General features: G+C 59.0%; 16 protein-coding genes and 1 pseudogene. 11 read left to right on the forward strand and 6 right to left on the reverse strand.

Translation table 11 applies throughout. The features are described from left to right. Positions 1 to 32 precede the first annotated feature (32 nt). The gene (locus tag ACP7E0_RS19985) at positions 33 to 1,634 is read right to left on the reverse strand and encodes a DHA2 family efflux MFS transporter permease subunit (protein ID WP_426127170.1); all 1,602 of its coding nucleotides are present in this window, start codon (positions 1,632 to 1,634) and stop codon (positions 33 to 35) included. A gap of 141 nt (positions 1,635 to 1,775) precedes the next feature. Next, positions 1,776 to 2,999 (reverse strand): HlyD family secretion protein, encoded by a 1,224-nt coding sequence (locus ACP7E0_RS19990; protein ID WP_426127172.1) that lies wholly within the window; start codon positions 2,997 to 2,999, stop codon positions 1,776 to 1,778. A 128-nt stretch (positions 3,000 to 3,127) separates the two neighbouring features. On the opposite strand from ACP7E0_RS19990, the gene ACP7E0_RS19995 reads away from it, so the two are divergent. From ACP7E0_RS19995 to ACP7E0_RS20005, 3 genes and pseudogenes are all read left to right on the forward strand, one after another. Beyond that, entirely contained in the window at positions 3,128 to 3,826 is a 699-nt protein-coding gene (locus ACP7E0_RS19995; protein WP_426127173.1) for a TetR/AcrR family transcriptional regulator, read from the forward strand. Positions 3,827 to 3,923: 97 nt separating this feature from the next. Beyond that, a pseudogene (locus ACP7E0_RS20000) lies at positions 3,924 to 4,758 on the forward strand (AraC family transcriptional regulator). A 147-nt stretch (positions 4,759 to 4,905) separates the two neighbouring features. Continuing rightward, on the forward strand, positions 4,906 to 5,655 hold the full coding sequence (locus ACP7E0_RS20005; protein ID WP_426127175.1) for a TerC family protein: 750 nt from the start codon (positions 4,906 to 4,908) through the stop codon (positions 5,653 to 5,655). A gap of 307 nt (positions 5,656 to 5,962) precedes the next feature. Here the strand turns inward: ACP7E0_RS20005 and ACP7E0_RS20010 are convergent, their stop codons facing one another. The 3 genes from ACP7E0_RS20010 to ACP7E0_RS20020 form a co-directional block, all read right to left on the reverse strand. Then, the gene (locus ACP7E0_RS20010) at positions 5,963 to 6,499 is read right to left on the reverse strand and encodes an SRPBCC family protein (protein ID WP_426127177.1); all 537 of its coding nucleotides are present in this window, start codon (positions 6,497 to 6,499) and stop codon (positions 5,963 to 5,965) included. Positions 6,500 to 6,582: 83 nt separating this feature from the next. Beyond that, on the reverse strand, positions 6,583 to 7,071 hold the full coding sequence (locus tag ACP7E0_RS20015) for an SRPBCC family protein (protein ID WP_426127179.1): 489 nt from the start codon (positions 7,069 to 7,071) through the stop codon (positions 6,583 to 6,585). Further along, the gene (locus tag ACP7E0_RS20020) at positions 7,055 to 7,402 is read right to left on the reverse strand and encodes an ArsR/SmtB family transcription factor (protein ID WP_426127181.1); all 348 of its coding nucleotides are present in this window, start codon (positions 7,400 to 7,402) and stop codon (positions 7,055 to 7,057) included. The genes ACP7E0_RS20015 and ACP7E0_RS20020 overlap by 17 nt, the downstream gene beginning before the upstream one ends. A 280-nt stretch (positions 7,403 to 7,682) precedes the next feature. Here ACP7E0_RS20020 and gltX point away from each other — a divergent pair, with 280 nt between their 5' ends. From gltX to ACP7E0_RS20035, 3 genes are all read left to right on the forward strand, one after another. Further along, positions 7,683 to 9,137 (forward strand): glutamate--tRNA ligase, encoded by a 1,455-nt coding sequence (gltX, locus tag ACP7E0_RS20025; RefSeq protein WP_426127183.1) that lies wholly within the window; start codon positions 7,683 to 7,685, stop codon positions 9,135 to 9,137. A 210-nt stretch (positions 9,138 to 9,347) separates the two neighbouring features. Continuing rightward, entirely contained in the window at positions 9,348 to 10,844 is a 1,497-nt protein-coding gene (gene lysS / locus ACP7E0_RS20030) for a lysine--tRNA ligase (RefSeq protein WP_426127184.1), read from the forward strand. Positions 10,845 to 10,957: 113 nt separating this feature from the next. Beyond that, positions 10,958 to 11,131, forward strand: coding sequence for a DUF1328 domain-containing protein (locus tag ACP7E0_RS20035; protein WP_426127186.1), 174 nt, complete (start codon positions 10,958 to 10,960; stop codon positions 11,129 to 11,131). 29 nt (positions 11,132 to 11,160) lie between these two features. On the opposite strand, the gene ACP7E0_RS20040 is transcribed toward ACP7E0_RS20035, so the two are convergent. Next, on the reverse strand, positions 11,161 to 12,072 hold the full coding sequence (locus tag ACP7E0_RS20040; RefSeq protein ID WP_426127188.1) for a hypothetical protein: 912 nt from the start codon (positions 12,070 to 12,072) through the stop codon (positions 11,161 to 11,163). 297 nt (positions 12,073 to 12,369) lie between these two features. On the opposite strand from ACP7E0_RS20040, the gene ACP7E0_RS20045 reads away from it, so the two are divergent. From ACP7E0_RS20045 to ACP7E0_RS20065, 5 genes are all read left to right on the forward strand, one after another. Then, the gene (locus tag ACP7E0_RS20045; RefSeq protein ID WP_426127189.1) at positions 12,370 to 13,329 is read left to right on the forward strand and encodes a nucleoside hydrolase; all 960 of its coding nucleotides are present in this window, start codon (positions 12,370 to 12,372) and stop codon (positions 13,327 to 13,329) included. Positions 13,330 to 13,389: 60 nt separating this feature from the next. Continuing rightward, complete coding sequence (locus ACP7E0_RS20050; protein ID WP_426127340.1) at positions 13,390 to 14,400, forward strand: ligase-associated DNA damage response exonuclease; 1,011 nt, start codon at positions 13,390 to 13,392, stop codon at positions 14,398 to 14,400. A 2-nt stretch (positions 14,401 to 14,402) separates the two neighbouring features. Then, positions 14,403 to 16,067 (forward strand): cisplatin damage response ATP-dependent DNA ligase, encoded by a 1,665-nt coding sequence (locus ACP7E0_RS20055; protein WP_426127191.1) that lies wholly within the window; start codon positions 14,403 to 14,405, stop codon positions 16,065 to 16,067. Positions 16,068 to 16,096: 29 nt separating this feature from the next. Next, positions 16,097 to 16,285: a DUF3008 family protein gene (locus ACP7E0_RS20060; RefSeq protein WP_426127193.1), complete on the forward strand. Its 189-nt coding sequence runs from the start codon at positions 16,097 to 16,099 to the stop codon at positions 16,283 to 16,285. A gap of 102 nt (positions 16,286 to 16,387) precedes the next feature. Then, a complete protein-coding gene (locus tag ACP7E0_RS20065; RefSeq protein ID WP_426127195.1) occupies positions 16,388 to 19,060 on the forward strand; it encodes a bifunctional diguanylate cyclase/phosphodiesterase in 2,673 nt (890 codons plus the stop codon). The last annotated feature ends 112 nt before the right edge of the window (positions 19,061 to 19,172 follow it).

Genomic DNA, 19,172 nt, shown 5'->3' on the forward strand with positions numbered 1-19,172 from the left:
CGTACAGGTCGGATATACAGCGGCCTTAACGGCTAGTGTCCGCCGCCGCCGGCTCCCGTTGGCACAGGTTGCGGCTTCTTGATCAGGAACGCGCAGAAGACCAAGGCGCCGAACAGGCCGGTGAGGATCAGGAACACATCGATGAACGACATGACCATCGCCTGCTGGGTGACGATCCCGGACAGCTTCTGGATGGCGATAGTCGCGCCATCCAGACCGTGCGAATTGTACTTGGCGATCATGTTGTTCAGCTGGTCCATAGCTTCGGGGTTGCCCCATTGCACATGCTCCTGCAGGCGGGCGTAATGCTCTTCCTGGCGCTGTGTCAGAATGGTGTTGATCGCGGCGAGACCAACGGCACCGCCCAGATTACGCGTCAGGTTGAACAGGCCGGACGCGCCACGAATACGGGCGGGTGACAAAGTTCCGAGCGCGACGTTGTTGATCGGCACCATGCACATCATCAATCCGAAGCCGCGCAGGATCTGCGGCAGCAGAAGCTCATAGAAGTCCCAGTCGGCCGTCAGCGAACTCATCAGCCAGGTGCCGGCCGCAAAGCTTGCAAAGCCGATCGCCATCATCACGCGCGGATCGAGCTTGGTGGAGAGCTTGCCCGCAATCGGTGCCGTGCAGAACATCGCAAGTCCCGAGACGAACATTGTCTCGCCGATCATCAGCGAATCGTAACCACGGATGCGGCCAAGGTAGAGCGGGTAGATGTAGGTGAGGCCGTAGAGCCCGATGCCCATGACGAAGGAGAACAGCGAGCCGAAGGCAAAGTTTCGATTGGAGAAGGCCCTTAAATCCACGATCGGGAAATCGACCTTGAACGCTCGATAGAAGAAAACCAGAGCCCCGATTGCCGATGCGACCGCACCGATAAAGATGTATTGGTCGCTGAACCAATCATTCTTGTTTCCTTCTTCCAGCACATATTCCAGCGCGCCGAGAAAAACCGCCATCGACAAGAGCCCCCACCAGTCGAATTTCTTGAAAAGGCTGAGTTCCGGCTTGTCGAAATCGATGAAATTCCAGGTGACGATGGTAACGATGATGCCTGGGATAATATTGACGAGGAACAGCCAGTGCCACGAAAAGGCATGGCTGAGATAGCCGCCGACGGTCGGGCCGATGGTGGGTGCCAGTGTCGCGACAAGACCGATGATCGGCGAGACGATATTGCGCTTGGAGGGCGGAAAAATAGTGAAGGCTGCCGCAAACACCGATGGAATCATGCCACCGCCGATGAAGCCTTGCAGCACCCGGTAGACGATCATTTGGTCGATATTGGTCGCTGTTGCCGCAAGGGCGCTGGCGATCGTAAAGCCTGCAGCCGACACCGAGAACAGCACCCGCGTGGAAACGATCCGGGCGAGCGTGCCGGAGAGCGGGATCATGATGACTTCGGCAATCAGATAGGCCGTCTGCACCCAGGCGACTTCATCGGAGCCGGCGGACAGGCCGGCCTGAATTTCGGCCAGCGAGGCCGAGACGATCTGAATATCGAGGATCGACATGAACATGCCGAAGACCATCGCGAAAAAGGCGATCAGCCGTTTCGTATCCATCTTCTCTTCCGCTTGGGCGGCAGGAAGCGGCATCGTACCCGCTGTTGCAGTGGCAGCCATCGGCATTGCTCCTGGCGTGACCGCGTTCAGACGAACGTGGGAGCCATCATGGTCATGAAAACTGGTGCATCACAGGCTCCCGGCGCATCGGCCCGGGACGTTTTTCTTAGCCGTTGAGGCCACGCTTTGAACGGCGCGGCATACGGATCATTTGACCGCAGCGGTTTCCTGCTTCGGTGCGGTGCGGGTATCGACATCAACCACGACACTCAAGCCGGCGCGAAGGCGGCCGCTGTCCAGCACCTCTTTCGGGAAGACGATGCGGACCGGAACGCGCTGGATCACCTTGGTAAAGTTGCCCGTGGCGTTTTCAGCCGGCAGCAGCGAGAACACCGAACCGGAGGCCGGCGAAATCGACTGCACGGTGCCAACGATCGGCGCCTCGTCGAAGGCATCCACATGGATACTGACCTTCGAGCCCGGAACCATATGGGCGATCTGCGTTTCCTTGAAGTTGGCGTCGATATAGAGCTGATCGGTCGGCACCAGAGCCGCCAGGCGCTGACCAGCCGAAACAAGGTCGCCATCCTGGACGGCCAGATTGCCGATCACGCCGTCGTAAGGCGCCTTGAGAACAGTGAAGCCCAGGTCGCGCTGCGCCTTGTCGCGGGCAAGTTCCAGCGACCGGATTGTGCTTTCGGCCTCGGCGCGCTGGGCAACCAGAACGGCGATGTTGGCGTTCGCCGTGGCGATCTGTGCATCGCCGCCAATCAGGTTTGCCTTGGCTTGATCGACCGCAACCGTGGCATCATCGAGCGAGGCGACCGTACCGACTGCCTTTGACTGGAGGTCGCTGGCACGCTTGAACGTGGTTTCGGCACCCCGGACGGTCGCCTCAAGGGCGGTTTTCTGCGCTTCTGCCTGCTGCACGCTGGCCTTGGCACCAGCAATCTGCGCGTCGAATCGCTGCAGCGACAGTTTTTCCGTATCGATCTGCGCCTGCGCCTGATCGGCAGCAATGCGGTAATCTTCCTTGTCGAGTGTGATCAGCGGGTCGCCGGCCTTGACGTGCTGGTTGGCAACGACATTGACCTTCTCGATATAGCCGGAAACCTTCGGCGAGATCGACGCGATATCCCCTTCGATATAGGCATCATCCGTCGAGATCATGAAGCGGCCATTGGTCCACCACTCGTAACCGTACCAGCCACCAGCGGCGAGCGCGGCGATCACGATAATGGGAAGCACCAAATTGCGGCGCTTGGCCGCCGGTTTTTCTGCCGCGACAGCAACCTGCGGCGCTGCCTGCTCTTCAGCGGCCGGTTCCGTCACGCTCTTGGCTTCAGGAGCCTCAATCTGTTCGCCCGGCGCCTTGAAGTCATCGCCGACAGAACGGACATGGGCAGCACCGGATTTGTTTGAAACTGACATATTGCACTACCAGCCCTGATGTGAGAAATTCGAACCGAACCGTTCAGTTCGATTGACTTAATGTGAAATCACTCACATATCAAGTCAAATCGAACCGTTCGGTTCGAAAAGTTAACGACGAGACAACAATGTCCGCACAAAACGAAAAATTGGCAGAAACAACGGCTACCCTAGACTGTCCGGGCGAGGCCCTTTCCGGCCGCCGCGCCGCCGGCGAGGACCCGGCAAAGCGTGAGCAGATCATCGAAGGCGCAAAACGCGTGTTCATGAGCGTGGGCTTCGATGCCGCCAGCATGAACGACATAACGCGGGAAGCAGGCGTTTCCAAGGGAACGATCTACGTCTACTTCCAGAACAAGGATGACCTGTTCTCGGCGATGATCGAAAGGGAGCGGGCACTTTTTCTGGCGACAATTCGCACGGTGCTGGCCACCCATGAGGATGTCGAAACCGGCCTTTATAAATTCGGCGTCAGCTTCGTCACGCACATGACCGATGAAAAGGTGATCAACGCGATGCGCACCGTTCTCGGCGTGCGCGATCGCATGCCCAACCTGTGCAAACGCTTCTTCAAGGGGCCGGAAAACCTGCGCACCCTCCTCCAGGAATTCCTGGAGCACCAGGTCGATATCGGCAGCCTGAAGATCGATGATCTCGATCTGGCAGCGGGCCAGTTTCTCGATCTCTCCAGCGGCGGATTCTTCAAGTATCGCCTGTTCGGTACAATGGAGGCTGCACCGCCGCCGGAGGAGATCGACCGTGTCATCAGCGGCGCCGTTCGTGTCTTCATGGCCGCCTACGGAACACGGCAGACCACAACGGCCTGACGGCTGTTGGCCCGGCGACAGGCAATCGCGCAACCACGATCAAGTGAAGCTGCCTGATCGGCACTAAGATCATATCCGGTTTGCTACGGGAGGTTGGATGAATGCAATCGGCAAGGCGCTCTGGTTTATCGAAAGCCATTACGCCCGGGATATTTCACTGGAGGATATTGCGGAGACGGCGGGGCTTTCCCGCTATCACCTGTCGCGTATCTTTGGCCTGACGACGGGCTTTTCTATCAGTGGCTACATCAGGGCACGGCGCTTGAGCGCCGCGGCCCTTTCCCTTGCCGGAGGCGCATCCAGCATTCTCGCAGTCGCCCTTGATGCGGGCTACAGCTCGCATGAAGCCTTCACCCGTGCCTTTCGCGATCATTTCGGCGTGACGCCGGAAGAGGTCCGCAATCGCAGGCATATTGGCGATCTCGATCTTATGGAGCCCATCCGGATGAACACCGCACCCCCTCCAAAACTGGACGAACCCCGATTTGAAAGCACTTCCGCCATGCTGATGGCGGGCCTGCAGCAGACCTATAATTACGGCGCCAATGCCGGCATTCCCTCGCAATGGCAGCAGTTCAACGCGCATGACGGCAGTATTTCTGGCCAGATCGGATATCTATGGCATCTGCACGCAGAAAGACGGACAGGACCGCAGCTTTCAATATATGACCGCCGTAGAGGTTCGCGACACCGATGACCTTCCAAAGGGCTTTGTAAGCCTGAAGCTTCCCGCCCAGACCTATACGATCTTTGCCCATCGCGGCCATATTTCCGGCATCCAGGCAACCTGCAATGCGATCTTTACCGAATGGCTGCCTTCCTCCGGCTACAGCCACGCCGGGCTCCCGGACCTGATGGAGCGTTACGACGAAAGGTTCGACCCGAGAACCGGCATGGGGCTGACAGAAATCTGGCTTCCGGTGAAGAGTTAACGGTATAGCGGCCCATTTGAGCGCCCTCTAGCGCTTGCCTTGCCGTCATTTCCACTTACATAAGAAACATCAATTACACCCGCGCTGCCAACCGGCTGCGCGGGTTCCCGTATATGCACCTTGATATCGAGGAAGGAACCGCCCCTGATGCAGGATATTTTGCTCCTGATGCAAGATCCGACTGCCTGGATTGCCCTGATCACGCTGATCGTGATGGAAGTCGTGCTCGGCATCGACAACCTCATCTTCATTTCGATCCTGACCAACAAACTACCCCCGGAACACCGCGAAAAGGCACGCCGCATCGGCATCGGCCTGGCGCTGGTCATGCGTCTTGCGTTGCTCGGCACCATTGCCTGGATCGTCCAACTGACGACGCCGGTCTTCGAGGCGTTCGGTCACGGCTTCTCGTGGAAGGACATGATCCTGATTGCCGGCGGCCTGTTCCTCGTCTGGAAGGCCACCAAGGAAATCCATCACAGTGTCGATCCGGCCGATCATGAAGAAGATTTCATCGCAAGCTCGGTGACAACAGGCTTTGGCGCCGCCATCGGCCAGATCCTGCTGCTCGACCTGGTCTTCTCCGTCGACAGCATCATCACCGCCGTTGGCATGACGCCGCACCTGCCGATCATGGTCATCGCCGTCGTTTTTGCCGTCACCGTCATGCTTGTCGCCTCCGGCCCGCTCGCTCGCTTCATCGAGAAGAACCCGACCATCGTCATGCTGGCGCTCGGCTTCCTGTTGATGATCGGCACGACGCTGATCGCCGAAGGCATGGGCATCCACGTGCCGAAGGGTTACGTCTATGCCGCCATGGCCTTCTCGGCGCTGGTTGAGGTGCTCAACATGCTGTCGCGCCGCAAACGGCAGCGCGACAAGGCCGCGAAACACTAGTCGGACTGTGGTCTGGTTATAGAGTGAATTGGGAGCGCAACCGACCGGCTGCGCTCCTTTTTTGTTTGTGGCTCACGAGCGAACAGCAAAAAGCCCCGGGACCGTTGTCCCGGGGGCAATTCGACATTTGCGTATAGTGAGGATACGAAGCCGAAGGGGTAAGAAGCTCGCCTGCCGTTTCGTTGGCCGCGAAGAGAAACCGGAAAAATCTCCGCGTTCTCCATCTCCCTCGGGTCCGGTTGGCACAGCCCCGCACTCCTCAGGAAGAAAACGGTTCTGGCCAGGTTTGGTTCCCGATTTTCGCGTCCTACTTTTCGGCAAGAGCCTTCAGATTTTCGAGCCCCTGGGCAAAATCGCCGCCGATCATCGTATCCATATTGAAGAACAGCCCCATTACCTTGGCAATCAGCGGGCTCGGTCCATCCATCGCCCAGGTCACCGTCGTGCCTTGTGTCGCGGGCGACAGCGTGAACGTGGCGACGTTGTGTCCTTCAAAGGGACGGACGAAATCGAGCTTGATCTGCACCTTGGAGGACGGCGTCGCTTCGGTGATTTCCATGCGGCCGGCGCCGACATCCTTGTTGCCGTCCCAATTGTAGACAGCGCCCTGGCCGCTGGTCGCACCATCAAACGTGCGCTTCATGGCAGGATCCTTCTTTTCGTAGGGTGACCAGGCCTGCCACTGGTTGAAGTCATTGATCAGCGGGAAGATCTTTTCAGGCGGGGCATTGATGGTTGCGCTGCGTTCGACATGGAACGTATCGGGTTTTGTCGAGGCAAAAACGACGACGCCGAGCAGCAGCACGACGATGACGGCAAGGATAATCAGAAGAATTTTCAGCATATTCGGGTTCCTGTTGAGTATGGGAATAAGTGCCCCTGAAGAGGCTGACGCGCACTTCAGGGGAATTTCGGTTCGATAAAATTTCAGGCATTGGCGACGGTGGCGATGACGTCCGCGAGCTTTTCGAGGCTCTGGCTCCAGCCTTCTTGCATGCCGTCGAGCGCAGGCAACACGGCTTCGGTTGCTCTGAGCACCTGTGCATGCAGGGTCACCTCGGTCTTGCCCTCCTTCTCGGTGAACGTCACCGTATTCAGCGCTTCGAGCATGGGGACGCCGTCTTCGCCGTCATAGGTGCTGGTAAAGACCAGACGCTCGTTCTCGACGATTTCCTTGAAGGTGCCGTTCGACGGATACATCTGACCGTCTGGCCCCTTCATGTGAATGCGAATAACGCCGCCGGGCCTGAGATCGACCTCGCAGACCGGATTGGTAAAGTTGTGCGGCCCCCACCACTGTGCGAGATGATACGGGTCGGTCCAGACTTTGTAGACCAACGCCGCCGGGGCATTGAATGTCCGGGCCAGGACAAGGTTGGCCTTGTCAGCCGGGACAACGTCAGCTCTCGCGTTCATTTCCATCTCCATTTTGAAGTTTTTGCAGATAGAGGTCGAGCTTGTCGAAACTCTCCTCCCAAAACTGCCGGTAGTTATCGAGCCAGGCGTTGAGGTCCTTCAACGGGCCCGCCTCCAGTTTGCAGGGGCGCCACTGCGCCTCCCGGCCCCGGCTGATCAATCCCGCCTTCTCCAGCACTTTCAGGTGCTTGGAAACGGCAGGCAGGCTCATTGCGAAAGGCTCGGCCAGTTCGTTGACCGATGCCTCGCCCAAGGCCAGCCGCGCCAAAATCGCCCGCCGCGTCGGATCGGCGAGCGCCGAAAGAGTTGTGCTGAGTTGATCCTGGGTCATCTTTATTAAACCGATAAGTTAATTAACTTCAAGGTTAAATAGATTGAGCCAGTGAATTTGTCAACTGCCTTTTCGAGAACCGTTGCCACTGCCGGAAACGCAGTTTTCCTTGACGCGCCCTTTTGAATATGGTCTCACGCGAACTATATGGAATTTCCGGTATTTTACGCCATTTCAGGCATCGATCGGGCATTTCCTTCCCTTAAAAGCATGCGCCTTCACATCCGGACGTCTCCTTTCCGGCGGAAGGCCGAAAGCACGTAAAGCACGGGCCAGGATCATGACAGACAGACCAGTCCGGGTGCGCATTGCACCTTCCCCCACCGGCGAACCCCATGTCGGCACCGCATATATTGCGTTGTTCAACTATCTCTTCGCGCAGAAAATGGGTGGCGAGTTCATCCTGCGCATCGAAGATACCGACGCCACCCGTTCGACGCCGGAATTCGAGACCAAGGTTCTGGACGCGCTGAAATGGTGCGGTCTGGAATGGTCGGAAGGCCCGGATATCGGCGGTCCCTACGGCCCCTACCGCCAGAGCGACCGTAAGGACACCTACCTCCCCTTCGTCGAAAAGATCGTTTCCAACGGTCACGGCTTCCGCTGCTTCTGCACGCCAGAACGGCTGGCCGAAATGCGGGAAGCGCAGCGCGCCGCCGGCAAGCCGCCGAAATATGACGGCCGGTGCCTGACGCTGTCGGCAGAGGAAGTCACGACACGCATGGCCGCCGGCGAACCGACCGTCGTGCGCATGAAAATCCCGACCGAAGGCTCCTGCAAGTTCGTCGATGGGGTCTATGGCGAAGTCGATATCCCGTGGGATGCTGTCGATATGCAGGTTCTGCTGAAGGCCGACGGCATGCCGACCTATCATATGGCCAACGTCGTCGACGACCATCTGATGAAGATCAGCCATGTGGCGCGCGGCGAGGAATGGCTGTCCTCGGTGCCGAAGCACATCCTGATCTACCAGTATCTCGGCCTTGAGCCGCCGGTGTTCATGCATCTCTCGCTGATGCGCAATCACGACAAGTCAAAGCTGTCGAAGCGCAAGAACCCGACCTCGATCTCCTATTACTCGGCCCTCGGCTACCTGCCGGAAGCGCTGATGAACTTCCTCGGTCTGTTCTTCGTGCAGATTGCCGAAGGCGAGGAAATGCTGACCATGGAGCGGCTGGCGGAGAAATTCGATCCCGCCAACCTGTCCAAGGCCGGCGCGATCTTCGATGTGCAGAAGCTTGACTGGCTGAACGGCCGCTGGCTGCGCGAAGGTTTGAGCGAAGACGAGTTCGCCGCCCGCGTTCTTGCCTGGGCGATGGAAAACGACCGGATCAAGCAGGGCCTCAAGCTCTCGCAGTCGCGCATCTCCAAGCTCGGCGAACTGCCGGATCTGGCAGGCTTCCTGTTCAAGTCCGATCTCGCACTTGACGCCGCATCCTTCGCCAAGGTCAAATCGAGCCCGGAAGAACTGGTCGAGATATTCAACACGGTCCAGCCGGACTTGGAAAAGATCCTCGAATGGAACGTCGAGTCGATCGAGGCGGAGTTGCGCGCCATCGCAGACCGCATGGGCAAGAAGCTCAAGGTCATCGTCGCGCCGCTGTTCGTGGCCGTCTCCGGCTCGACCCGCTCGCTGCCACTGTTTGACTCGATGGCCATCCTCGGCCGCTCGGTCGTGCGCCAGCGCCTGAAGGTCGCCGGCCAGGTTGCGGCCTCGATGGCTGGCTCGAAATAACGTCGCCGCTTTCGGCGGCGAGACACGCAGGATGTGACGGCAATATTTTTTCTCCGTCATTCCTGTGCCTGTCACAGGAATCCAGCCACGGCGCGTCTGCGCCGTGAACGAATACTTTAGGTCTCTCGCGCCCAAGGACCTGGGCGCACTGGATTCCTGTGACGAGCACAGGAATGACGGAGGCCGCAAACCGTAACACGGAACGCGACAATGTCTGACAACAAGACCGAAACCGCCCTCTCCTCCGACGTCACCGAAGTGCGCGCCCAGAAGCTGAAAATGCTGCGCGAAAAGATCGGCGACGTCTATCCGGCGCATTTCCACCGCACCATCACCAATGCGGAACTGGCCAGCAAATACGAAAGCCTGGAAGCGGATGTGGTGACGGACGATGTCGTCACGGTGGCCGGACGCGTCTACTCCTCGCGCAACTCCGGCATGTTCATGGACATCCATGATGCCGGCGGCAAGATCCAGATCTTTTCCCACAAGGATACGACACCGGAAGACGCCCGCGCGCTGCTGCCGCTGATCGATATCGGCGACATCATCGGTGTCACTGGCGTGGTCCGCCGCACCAAGCGTGGCGAACTGTCGATCAACGCGCAAGAAATCACAATGCTGACCAAATCGCTGCTGCCGATGCCGGAGAAGTGGCATGGCCTATCCGACATCGAGCAGCGCTACCGCAAGCGCCATCTCGACATCATGACCAACGAGGACTCCAAGCTCCGTTTTCAGCAGCGATCGAAGATCGTTTCCGGCATCCGCCGCTTCATGGAAGACGACGGCTTCATGGAAGTCGAAACGCCGATGCTGCATTCGGTCTATGGCGGCGCCACCGCCGAGCCCTTCAAGACGCATCACAACACGCTGAAGCTCGACATGTACCTGCGCATCGCGCCGGAACTGTTCTTGAAGCGCACGCTGGTTTCGGGCCTCACCGACAAGGTGTTCGAGATCAACCGCAACTTCCGCAACGAAGGCGTCTCCACCCGGCACAATCCCGAATTCACCATGATGGAATGCTACTGGGCCTATGCCGACTACGAGGACATCATGGACCTCGTCGAACGCCTGTTCTCGACACTCGCACTGTCGATCCACGGCACCACCGAATTCATGTTCGGCGACAAGGAAATCTCCTTCAAGGGTCCGTTCAAGCGCGTGCCCATGCCCGACGCCGTCAAGGAAGCGACCGGCCTCGACTTCATCGCCATGAAGACCGACGAAGAAGCCCGCACCGCCGCCAAGGCTGCAGGCTTTGCAGTAGAGAAGGACTGGACCTGGGGCGAATGCCTGGCCTTCATCTTTGAAGAAAAGGTCGAGGGCACGCTGATCCAGCCAAGCCATGTGACGCATTTCCCGAAGGACATCTCGCCCTTTGCCAAGGAAGTGCCGGGCGAACCGCGGCTGGTCGAACGTTTCGAAACCTATTGCAACGCCTGGGAATTAGGCAACGCCTTCTCGGAACTCAACGATCCGGAAGAGCAGCGCAAGCGCATGGTCGAACAGCTCGAGCAAGCGCATGCCCGCGGCGAGAAGGACAAGCAGTTGGACGACGAATTCCTTGATGCGATCGACCAAGGCATGCCCCCCGCCGGGGGCTTAGGCATCGGTGTCGACCGCCTGATCATGCTGCTCACCAATGCGCCGTCGATCCGCGACATCATCCTCTTCCCGGCCCGCCGCAATAAGGCGGACTGATCCTACGCTACGGACGCGCCATTCTTTAAACCGGATGGCGCGTTCCCATCAGCCAATGGAACTTTTCAGGATCCTGCGCGTCTATGTCCGCAGAATCTGAAAGGAACCCTTCCATGCTGAAATGGGCGCTTATTTTCCTGGTTATCTCGCTGATTACCGGTTTTCTCGGCTTTTCCGGCGTTTCGGCCGCAACCGCGACGATCGCGCGCGTGCTGTTCGCCATCGCCGTGATCATCTTCCTGATTTTCGTGGTTCTCGCCGTCACCGCCGGCAACGCCATCGTCTGATCAGGACGAACCATAGTTACACGTCCCCGTCAGTGCCCCTCTGGTTTTTCCAGGGGGCTCTCGGCGGGATTTTCCGTTTCGGGCTCGGCGGAAGTGCTCGACGGTTTTTCGCTGCCGCCACCCAAAACCATGGCCAGCATGGAGCCGAAGAAACCCTTTTCCTCAGGATTTGCCGTGCTCTGCTCCATTGCAGCCTCGGTGCCATGTTCAGGCGGAGCTGCTTCTTCGCCATTCCCGGCAGGTTCGCTATGCCCAGCAGGCGCCTCGCCACTTTCCGCGCCTTCTCCGTGACCGGCTGCAGCCGGTGCTTCGCCATGGGCGCCGCTCTTTGATCCAGCAGCTCCCGGTTCTGCCGCTGCAGCGGCGGCAACCGGATCGAAACAATCCGACTTGTCATCCATCGCCGTCAGCGTGGTCTTGATGTCATCCGTCGAGAGAACGGCTTCGCGTCCATAGAAGAGGCCGACGCTATTTGCCTTGGCGTCCGTATAGCGGGCAACGAAGGGCGTGCTCATTCCCGGCAGCTTGGACGGATTGGGCGCATACAGCACCTGGGCACCGATGGCAGCGCCGCGACGGCCGGCACGGTCCGATGGTCCAGCCGCATCAAGCACGACGACCTGATAGAGATCGGCCTGCTCTTCCTTGGCTAGCAGGCCGGCAATGCGCAACGCAGTGCGGACGCGATCGACGCCCCCGGCAGCTTCCGTGCTTACATATTTGCGGATCCAGCGCTGACCGTTGCGGCGCATCTTCAGCGTCTCGATCGTGATGCAGGCAAGCCCCGAAATTGAGGGCTTTTGCGGCCCAACCATGCCGAGAAAGGTTTCCTTGCCGGAATAGACAGCATAGGCGCCGGACGCGCCGGACAGCACAAGAATGCCGGTAATGAGGAACATCACCTTGCGGGGGAGACGTATCTTTTTAAAGACCGACTTCACGTGTGCTGCTCCGTCATCAGCTTCAACTCCTGGCCCCGCCGCGCCCTGCGCGGATGCGGGAACGACCCCGCCTCTTGATTGAGCCTCCACCCTATCGCGGCGACGTTTCGGAAAGTTTAAGCCTGCCGGTGCTTTTTCGCGGCGGAAGACGGATTTGCCCTGTTTTGGCACTCTGCCCGCAATGGGTCCGGAAAATGGGTTGCTCTTGGCCGCCGCGCCGCTAAAAGTGACGCAACACCGGACGTTGCGCCTTCCAGCAAGCTGCAGCTGGCTTCCAATCAACGAAAAGAACACATCATGCATAAGGTAATTTTTGATACGGACCCCGGCGTCGATGACGCGATGGCCCTGCTGTTTCTGCACAACCACCCGGATATTGACCTGATCGGCATCACCTCCGTTTTCGGCAACGCCTCGATCGAGACCACGACGCGCAACGCACTCTATCTGAAGCAGCAATGGGATATCGCGGCTCCCGTTGCCAAGGGACTTGGCGAGACGCTCGACCCGTCGCGTGCCCATGTCGGCTGGCCAACGTTCATCCACGGCGATGACGGTCTCGGCAATATCGGCGTTCCCGAAACTGTCGACCTCGCCTGCGATCCCCGGCCGGCCCATCGCTTCATCATCGACACCGTCCGCGAAAATCCGGGTGAAGTGACCATCGTCGCCGTTGGCCGCATGACTAATCTGGCGCTCGCGCTTCGGGACGATCCGGACATCGCCGTGCTGGTCAAGGACGTCGTCATCATGGGCGGCGCCTTCGACATGCGTGGCAACATCACGCCGGCCGCCGAAGCCAATATTCACGGCGACCCGGAAGCTGCCGATGCGGTGCTGACCGCCCCCTGGCCGGTCGTCGTTGTTGGCCTCGATGTCACCGAAAAGACGGTGATGACCCGTGGCAGGCTGGAAGCGATCGTCGCTGCCGGCGGCAAGCGGGCAAAGCTTCTGTCGGACATTTCACAGTTCTATATCGACTTCTACGAGCAGCATGTCGATGACGGCATGGTCGTGCATGACAGCTGCGCCTGTGTTTATGTCGTCGCTCCGGAGTTCTTCACGTTGCGCAGCGGCGCGATCCGCGTCGTCTGCGGTGGCATTGCCGATGGCCAGACCATCCAGAAGGCCGACGATCATATCTTCCCGCCGAGCGACTGGGACAACCTGCCCAGCCAGAACATCTGCATCGACGTGGATTCCGAGGGCGTTCTCGAGCTGATTTCGAAGACGCTGGGCCACAACCCGGCGGCCTGAGCCGGTAAAAATTCGTCGTGATAGCTGGCAGTTGTGCAATTGCCAGCTATCTTCATTTCCATGAAACCGGAAACGCTGCTCTACCCGACGCCCAAGGGTCTCTTTTGCGAGAAGGGCGGCTTCTATATCGATCCTGTCCTGCCCGTCGAACGGGCGTTGATCACCCATGGACACGCCGATCATGCGCGCGCTGGCCATACGCATGTGATGGCAACGCGCGAAACGCTCGACATCATGCGTATTCGTTATGGCGACGCATTCTGCGTCAGCACGCAGGAGGCCGTACTCGGCACTCGTACGGCGATCGGCGACGTCACCGTCAGCTTTCATCCGGCCGGCCATGTGCTCGGCTCCGCGCAGATCGCTGTGGAAGCCCCGGGCATGCGCATCGTCGTCTCGGGCGACTACAAGCGCCGCCGCGATCCGACCTGTCTCTCCTTTGAGCCGGTGCCCTGCGATGTCTTCATCACCGAGGCGACATTCGGCCTGCCGGTGTTTCACCATCCGGACGATCGCGGCGAGATCGCCAAGCTCTTGACCTCGCTCAAGCAATTCCCCGAGCGCGCCCATCTGGTCGGTGCCTATGCCCTTGGCAAAGCCCAGCGGATCATCGCCCTGATGCGTGAAGCCGGATACGACGCGCCGATCTTCATCCACGGCGCCTTGGCAAGGCTCTGCGACTACTATGAAAGCGAAGGTATCGAACTGGGTGATCTCCGGCCCGCCACGGTTGATGCGAAAGACAAACAATCCTTCGCCGGTGCCGTGGTCGTCGGTCCGCCTTCAGCCTTTGCCGACAAATGGGCCAGGCGCTTTCCCGATCCCATTCCCATCTTCGCGTCCGGCTGGATGCTGGTGCGCCAGCGCGCCAAGCAGCGCGGCGTCGAATTGCCGATAATTATCTCGGATCACTGCGACTGGCCCGAACTCATCGAAACGATCAACGAGATCAAGCCAGGTGAGGTCTGGGTCACGCACGGCCGCGAAGAGGCTTTGGTCCGCTGGTGCGAGCTGCAGGGGATCGCCGCACGGCCGCTGCATCTTGTCGGCTACGACGACGAGGGAGAATAGCGATGCGCGCCTTCGCCGAACTGCTCGACCGGCTGGTCCTCACCCCGCAGCGCAATGCCAAGATCAAGCTTATGGCGGATTACTTTCGCACAGCACCCGACCCGGACCGCGGCTATGCGCTGGCCGCCGTCGCCGGCACGCTGACGCTCAAGACCGTGAAGCCGAACGTGCTGAGGCAACTGGTGCTGGAGCGTATGGATGAGGTCCTGTTCCGTTACTCCTACGATTATGTCGGCGACCTCGCCGAAACCATCTCGCTTGTCTGGGAACCAGCAGCCACAGGCAAACTAGCGTCCGGCGATCTGTCGCTAGGGACCATCATGCACCAGCTGGAAACGGCCGGGCGGGCCAACGTCCATGGCCTCGTGCGTGATCTGCTCGATCAGCTCGAAGGGTCGAGCCGGTTTGCCTTCCTCAAGCTCGTCACCGGCGGTCTGCGCATCGGCGTTTCCGCACGTCTGGTGAAACAGGCGCTTGCCGACATGGGCAATGTCGATATCACCGAGATCGAAACACTCTGGCACGGTCTGTCGCCGCCCTATGTTTCGCTGTTCCAATGGCTGGACGGAAAGGCGGACAAGCCCGAACTGGATATGCCCGCAGTATTTCATGCGGTGATGCTGGCAACGCCGGTCGGCGACAATGATCTCGCGTCACTCGATCCGAAGGATTTTGCCGCCGAATGGAAATGGGACGGCATTCGCGTCCAGCTGGCCAATCGGGCCGGCACGCGGCGGCTGTATTCACGCAGCGGCGACGATATTTCCGGCGCCTTTCCCGATATCCTTGAGGCAGCCGATTTTGAAGGCATCATTGACGGCGAACTGCTGATCGGCGGTACGATGCGTTCCAACCAGGCCACCCGCACGTTTTCCGATCTGCAACAGCGGCTGAACCGCAAGTCAGTGACAAAAAAGATGCTGGAAGAATATCCAGCCTTCATTCGCGGCTACGACCTGTTGTTTTCCGGCGGGCGCGACATGCGCGCGGAAAACTTCCTGACACGGCGCGATGCGCTTTCCGCCCTGATCGAAAAGGCGGCACCATCACATTTCGATCTCTCTCCGCTGGTCCCTTTTTCCAGCTGGGAGGAACTGGACCGTCTGCGTGCGGATCCCCCGGACCCCGTCATCGAGGGCATCATGCTGAAACGGCTGGATTCACCCTATACATCCGGCCGCTCGAAAGGCCCCTGGTTCAAGTGGAAGCGCGAACCCTACAATGTCGATGCAGTACTGATGTATGCCCAGCGCGGCCACGGCAAGCGATCGAGCTACTATTCCGACTTCACCTTCGGGGTCTGGACGGAAAGCGATGGCAAAGACGTGCTGGTGCCGGTCGGCAAGGCCTATTTCGGCTTTACCGATGCGGAACTTGAGGTCTTGGATCGCTATGTGCGCAACAACACCATCGAGCGTTTCGGCCCCGTGCGTTCGATCCGGGCCGAAGCTGATCACGGTTTCGTCGTCGAAGTTTCCTTTGAAGGCATCAACTTCTCCAACCGGCATAAATCCGGTGTCGCCATGCGTTTTCCGCGCATATCGCGATTGCGGACAGACAAGCTGCCACGGGATGCCGACCGGCTGGGGACGCTGCTGGCGATGATCGGCCAACCGGACGCCAATTCCGGCGGGACACGGGAACCAATGCAAGGGCCGGTGGTTTAGAAGCAGCATCCAGATGAAGGAGAAAGGCCATGCCTGCAAAATCCCAAGCTCAGCAAAAGGCGGCCGGCGCAGCACTGTCGGCAAAACGTGGCGAAACGAAAAAATCTGAATTGAAAAGCGCCTCCAGAAGCATGGAGAAGTCCATGTCGGAAAAGGAACTGAAGGAACTTGCTGAAACCGATCGAAAAGGTCTGCCGCAAAAGAAAAAATCAACATAGGCCTACCTAATTTATCAGGTTCCCGAAGCATGTCTTGTTAAGACGACTTTGCCAGAATGCGGACCAAGAGTTGTCGAGTAAAAGATCGGCATTGGAGATTTCGTGTTTTCCGCACTGTCGCGCCTACCGGCAAAATTTACAATATTTCGGTTCCTCAGACCGAACTATCTGCCGACCTATGTCGCGCTGATTGTCGTGATTTCGGCGGGTATATTTGCCGAACAGCAGAACCGCGCGGTTTACGCCGCCAAGATGCGCGCGTCCGTCGTCGCGGAGCTCAATCCGATCCGCTCAAAACTCGAAGCCAATATCAACGGTGACATACAGCTCGTTCGCGGCCTGATCGCCGCCATTGCGACCGAACCGGGTATGAACCAGAAGCGCTTCTCCGATCTGGCGCGTAACATCTTCAACGAACGGTCCCGGCTGCGCAGCATCGCGGCCGCTCCCGACCTGATCGTCTCTCTCGTCTATCCGCTCAACGGCAACGAAAAGGTCCTTGGACTTAATTATCGCAACAACAAGGAACAGCGCGCTGCCGCGTTGCGAGTTCGCGAACTTGGGAAACTCGTCCTGGCGGGACCTTTGAAACTGGTGCAGGGCGGGACCGGCCTTGTCGGACGGTTCCCGGTTTCCCTGCCTAACGGCGGGGACTCGAACCGGTTCTGGGGCGTCGTCTCCGCCGTCATTGACGTGGAGCGCCTCTATCAGGACAGCGGCCTTCTCTCTCCGATACTTGACATCGACGTCGCAATTTCCGGTCTTGACGGCCTGGGCGAAGAGGGCGCGCTGTTTTACGGCGACAACCGGGTGAAGTCCGCCGATCCTGTCGAGGTCAGCGTCTTCCTGCCGGGTGGCGCCTGGGTGATCAGCGCCGTGCCAAAGGGCGGATGGATCGACACACCGCCCAATGCCTGGATGATCCGCAGTATCATCCTGCTCGGCGGGCTTTTCATCGTCATCCCGATGTTCGTCAGTGGACGGCTGATCGGTGAGCGCAAACGTAACATTCAAGTGCTTGAACACAACAAGGACCAGTTGCAGGAACTATCCCATCGCCTGAAGATCGCGCTTGATGCATCGCAGATCGGTATCTGGGAGCTGGATGTTTCGTCCGGTAAACTGCTGTGGGATGAGCGCATGAAAGAGCTCTACGGCCTGCGCAAGGGCGCGAGCGAAGTCTATGAGAATTGGCGCGATGCGCTGCATCCGGAGGATTTGGAAAGAGCCGAACAGGAGTTCAGCAACGCCCTGCTGCATGGCGGAAGCTACATTTCGCAATTCCGCATTCGGCTTTCGCGAAACCGGACCCGGCATATCCGCGCCGTCGGTTCGAAATATATCGGCGCAGGAGGCCTGGAAAAGATCGTTGGCGTCAACTGGGACGTGACGGCCGATGTGGAAAAGAACGAAAGCCTGGAAGCCGCCAGGGGGCAAGCCGAGGCGCACAGCACCGAACTGGAGGCCGCCCGGCACCGGATGGAATTCAACGCCCTGCACGACCCGCTGACGGCTCTGCCCAACCGGCGGTATCTTGACGAAATCCTGGCGGAAAAGCGCACCAGCGCGGCGACGCATGGCCTTGCCAGCATATTCCATATGGACCTCGACCGTTTCAAGGAAATCAACGATACGCTCGGCCATGCAGCCGGTGATGAAATCCTCAGGCATGCCGCCCAGATCCTGCGTGCCAATACGGGAGAGAGCGACTTCGTCGGCCGCATCGGCGGAGACGAATTCGTCATCATCTCCCGCAATGGCGGCGTGGCCGAAGATGATGCAGCCCGCGCCCAGCGGATCATCGATGCGATGAGCGTGCCGGTCAAATACAAGGAACAGGAGTGCCGGATCGGCGTCAGCATCGGCATTGCACATCAAACAGGTCCGGAAGAGGAGTTGACCCAGGTCCTCGTCAACGCCGACATCGCCCTTTATGAGGCAAAGCGCCGTGGCCGCAACCGGCATGAGGTCTTCACGCACTCTCTGAAGACTGCGGTCTTCAAGACAAAGCAGACGGCGGATGAAATCTTGCGCGGTCTGGAGCAGAATGAGTTCATCGCCCATTTCCAGCCGCAGTTTTGTCCCGTTACGCTCAATATCATCGGAGTAGAGGCGCTGGCACGCTGGGATCATCCGACCAAAGGACTGCTGGCACCCGACGCATTCCTGAAGACGGCGGAAGATATCAACGTTCTTGCCGAGATCGACCAGAGGATTCTTGAACAGGCCCTATTCCAGTCAATACGGTGGGAAGCGATGGGAATCGACATCCCGAAAGTCTCGGTGAATATTTCCTACCACCGCCTGCATGATGAAAAGCTGATGGACCGCCTCAGCCGGATGGTCATTCCAAAGGGCAAGGTATCATTTGAGCTGCTGGAATCGATCTCATTTGACGAAAGCGACATGACCGTGCTTTCCAATGTAGAGCAGATCAAAAGTCTCGGGATCGATATCGAAATCGATGACTTCGGCACCGGATATGCATCCATCGTCAGCCTCTTGAAACTCACCCCACGCCGCCTCAAGATCGACAGACAGCTGGTCATCCCGATCCTGACCTCGGCCAAACAGCGCCAACTGGTTGCCTCCATCATCGATATCGGCATTTCGCTCGGCATTGACGTCATCGCCGAGGGCGTCGAAACCATGGAGCATGCCCGCATCCTGAAGGAGCTGGGCTGCCATGGCTTGCAGGGCTATGCCTTTGCCCGGCCGATGAGCGCGACAGACCTTGCTAATTTTGTGCGCGAACGGCGATGGCTGGCGGCCTGACCCAAGGGAGCGCCGCGGCGCATCACAAGGGCATGACGCCTCCCTTCAAGCGTGACGCGCTTTGCTTCGCCGGTCATCACCAGATTTCTCAGATACAGCCGCCGCAGCCATG

This window comes from Pararhizobium sp. PWRC1-1, assembly GCF_049897905.1.
Taxonomy (GTDB): Bacteria; Pseudomonadota; Alphaproteobacteria; order Rhizobiales; family Rhizobiaceae; genus Pararhizobium.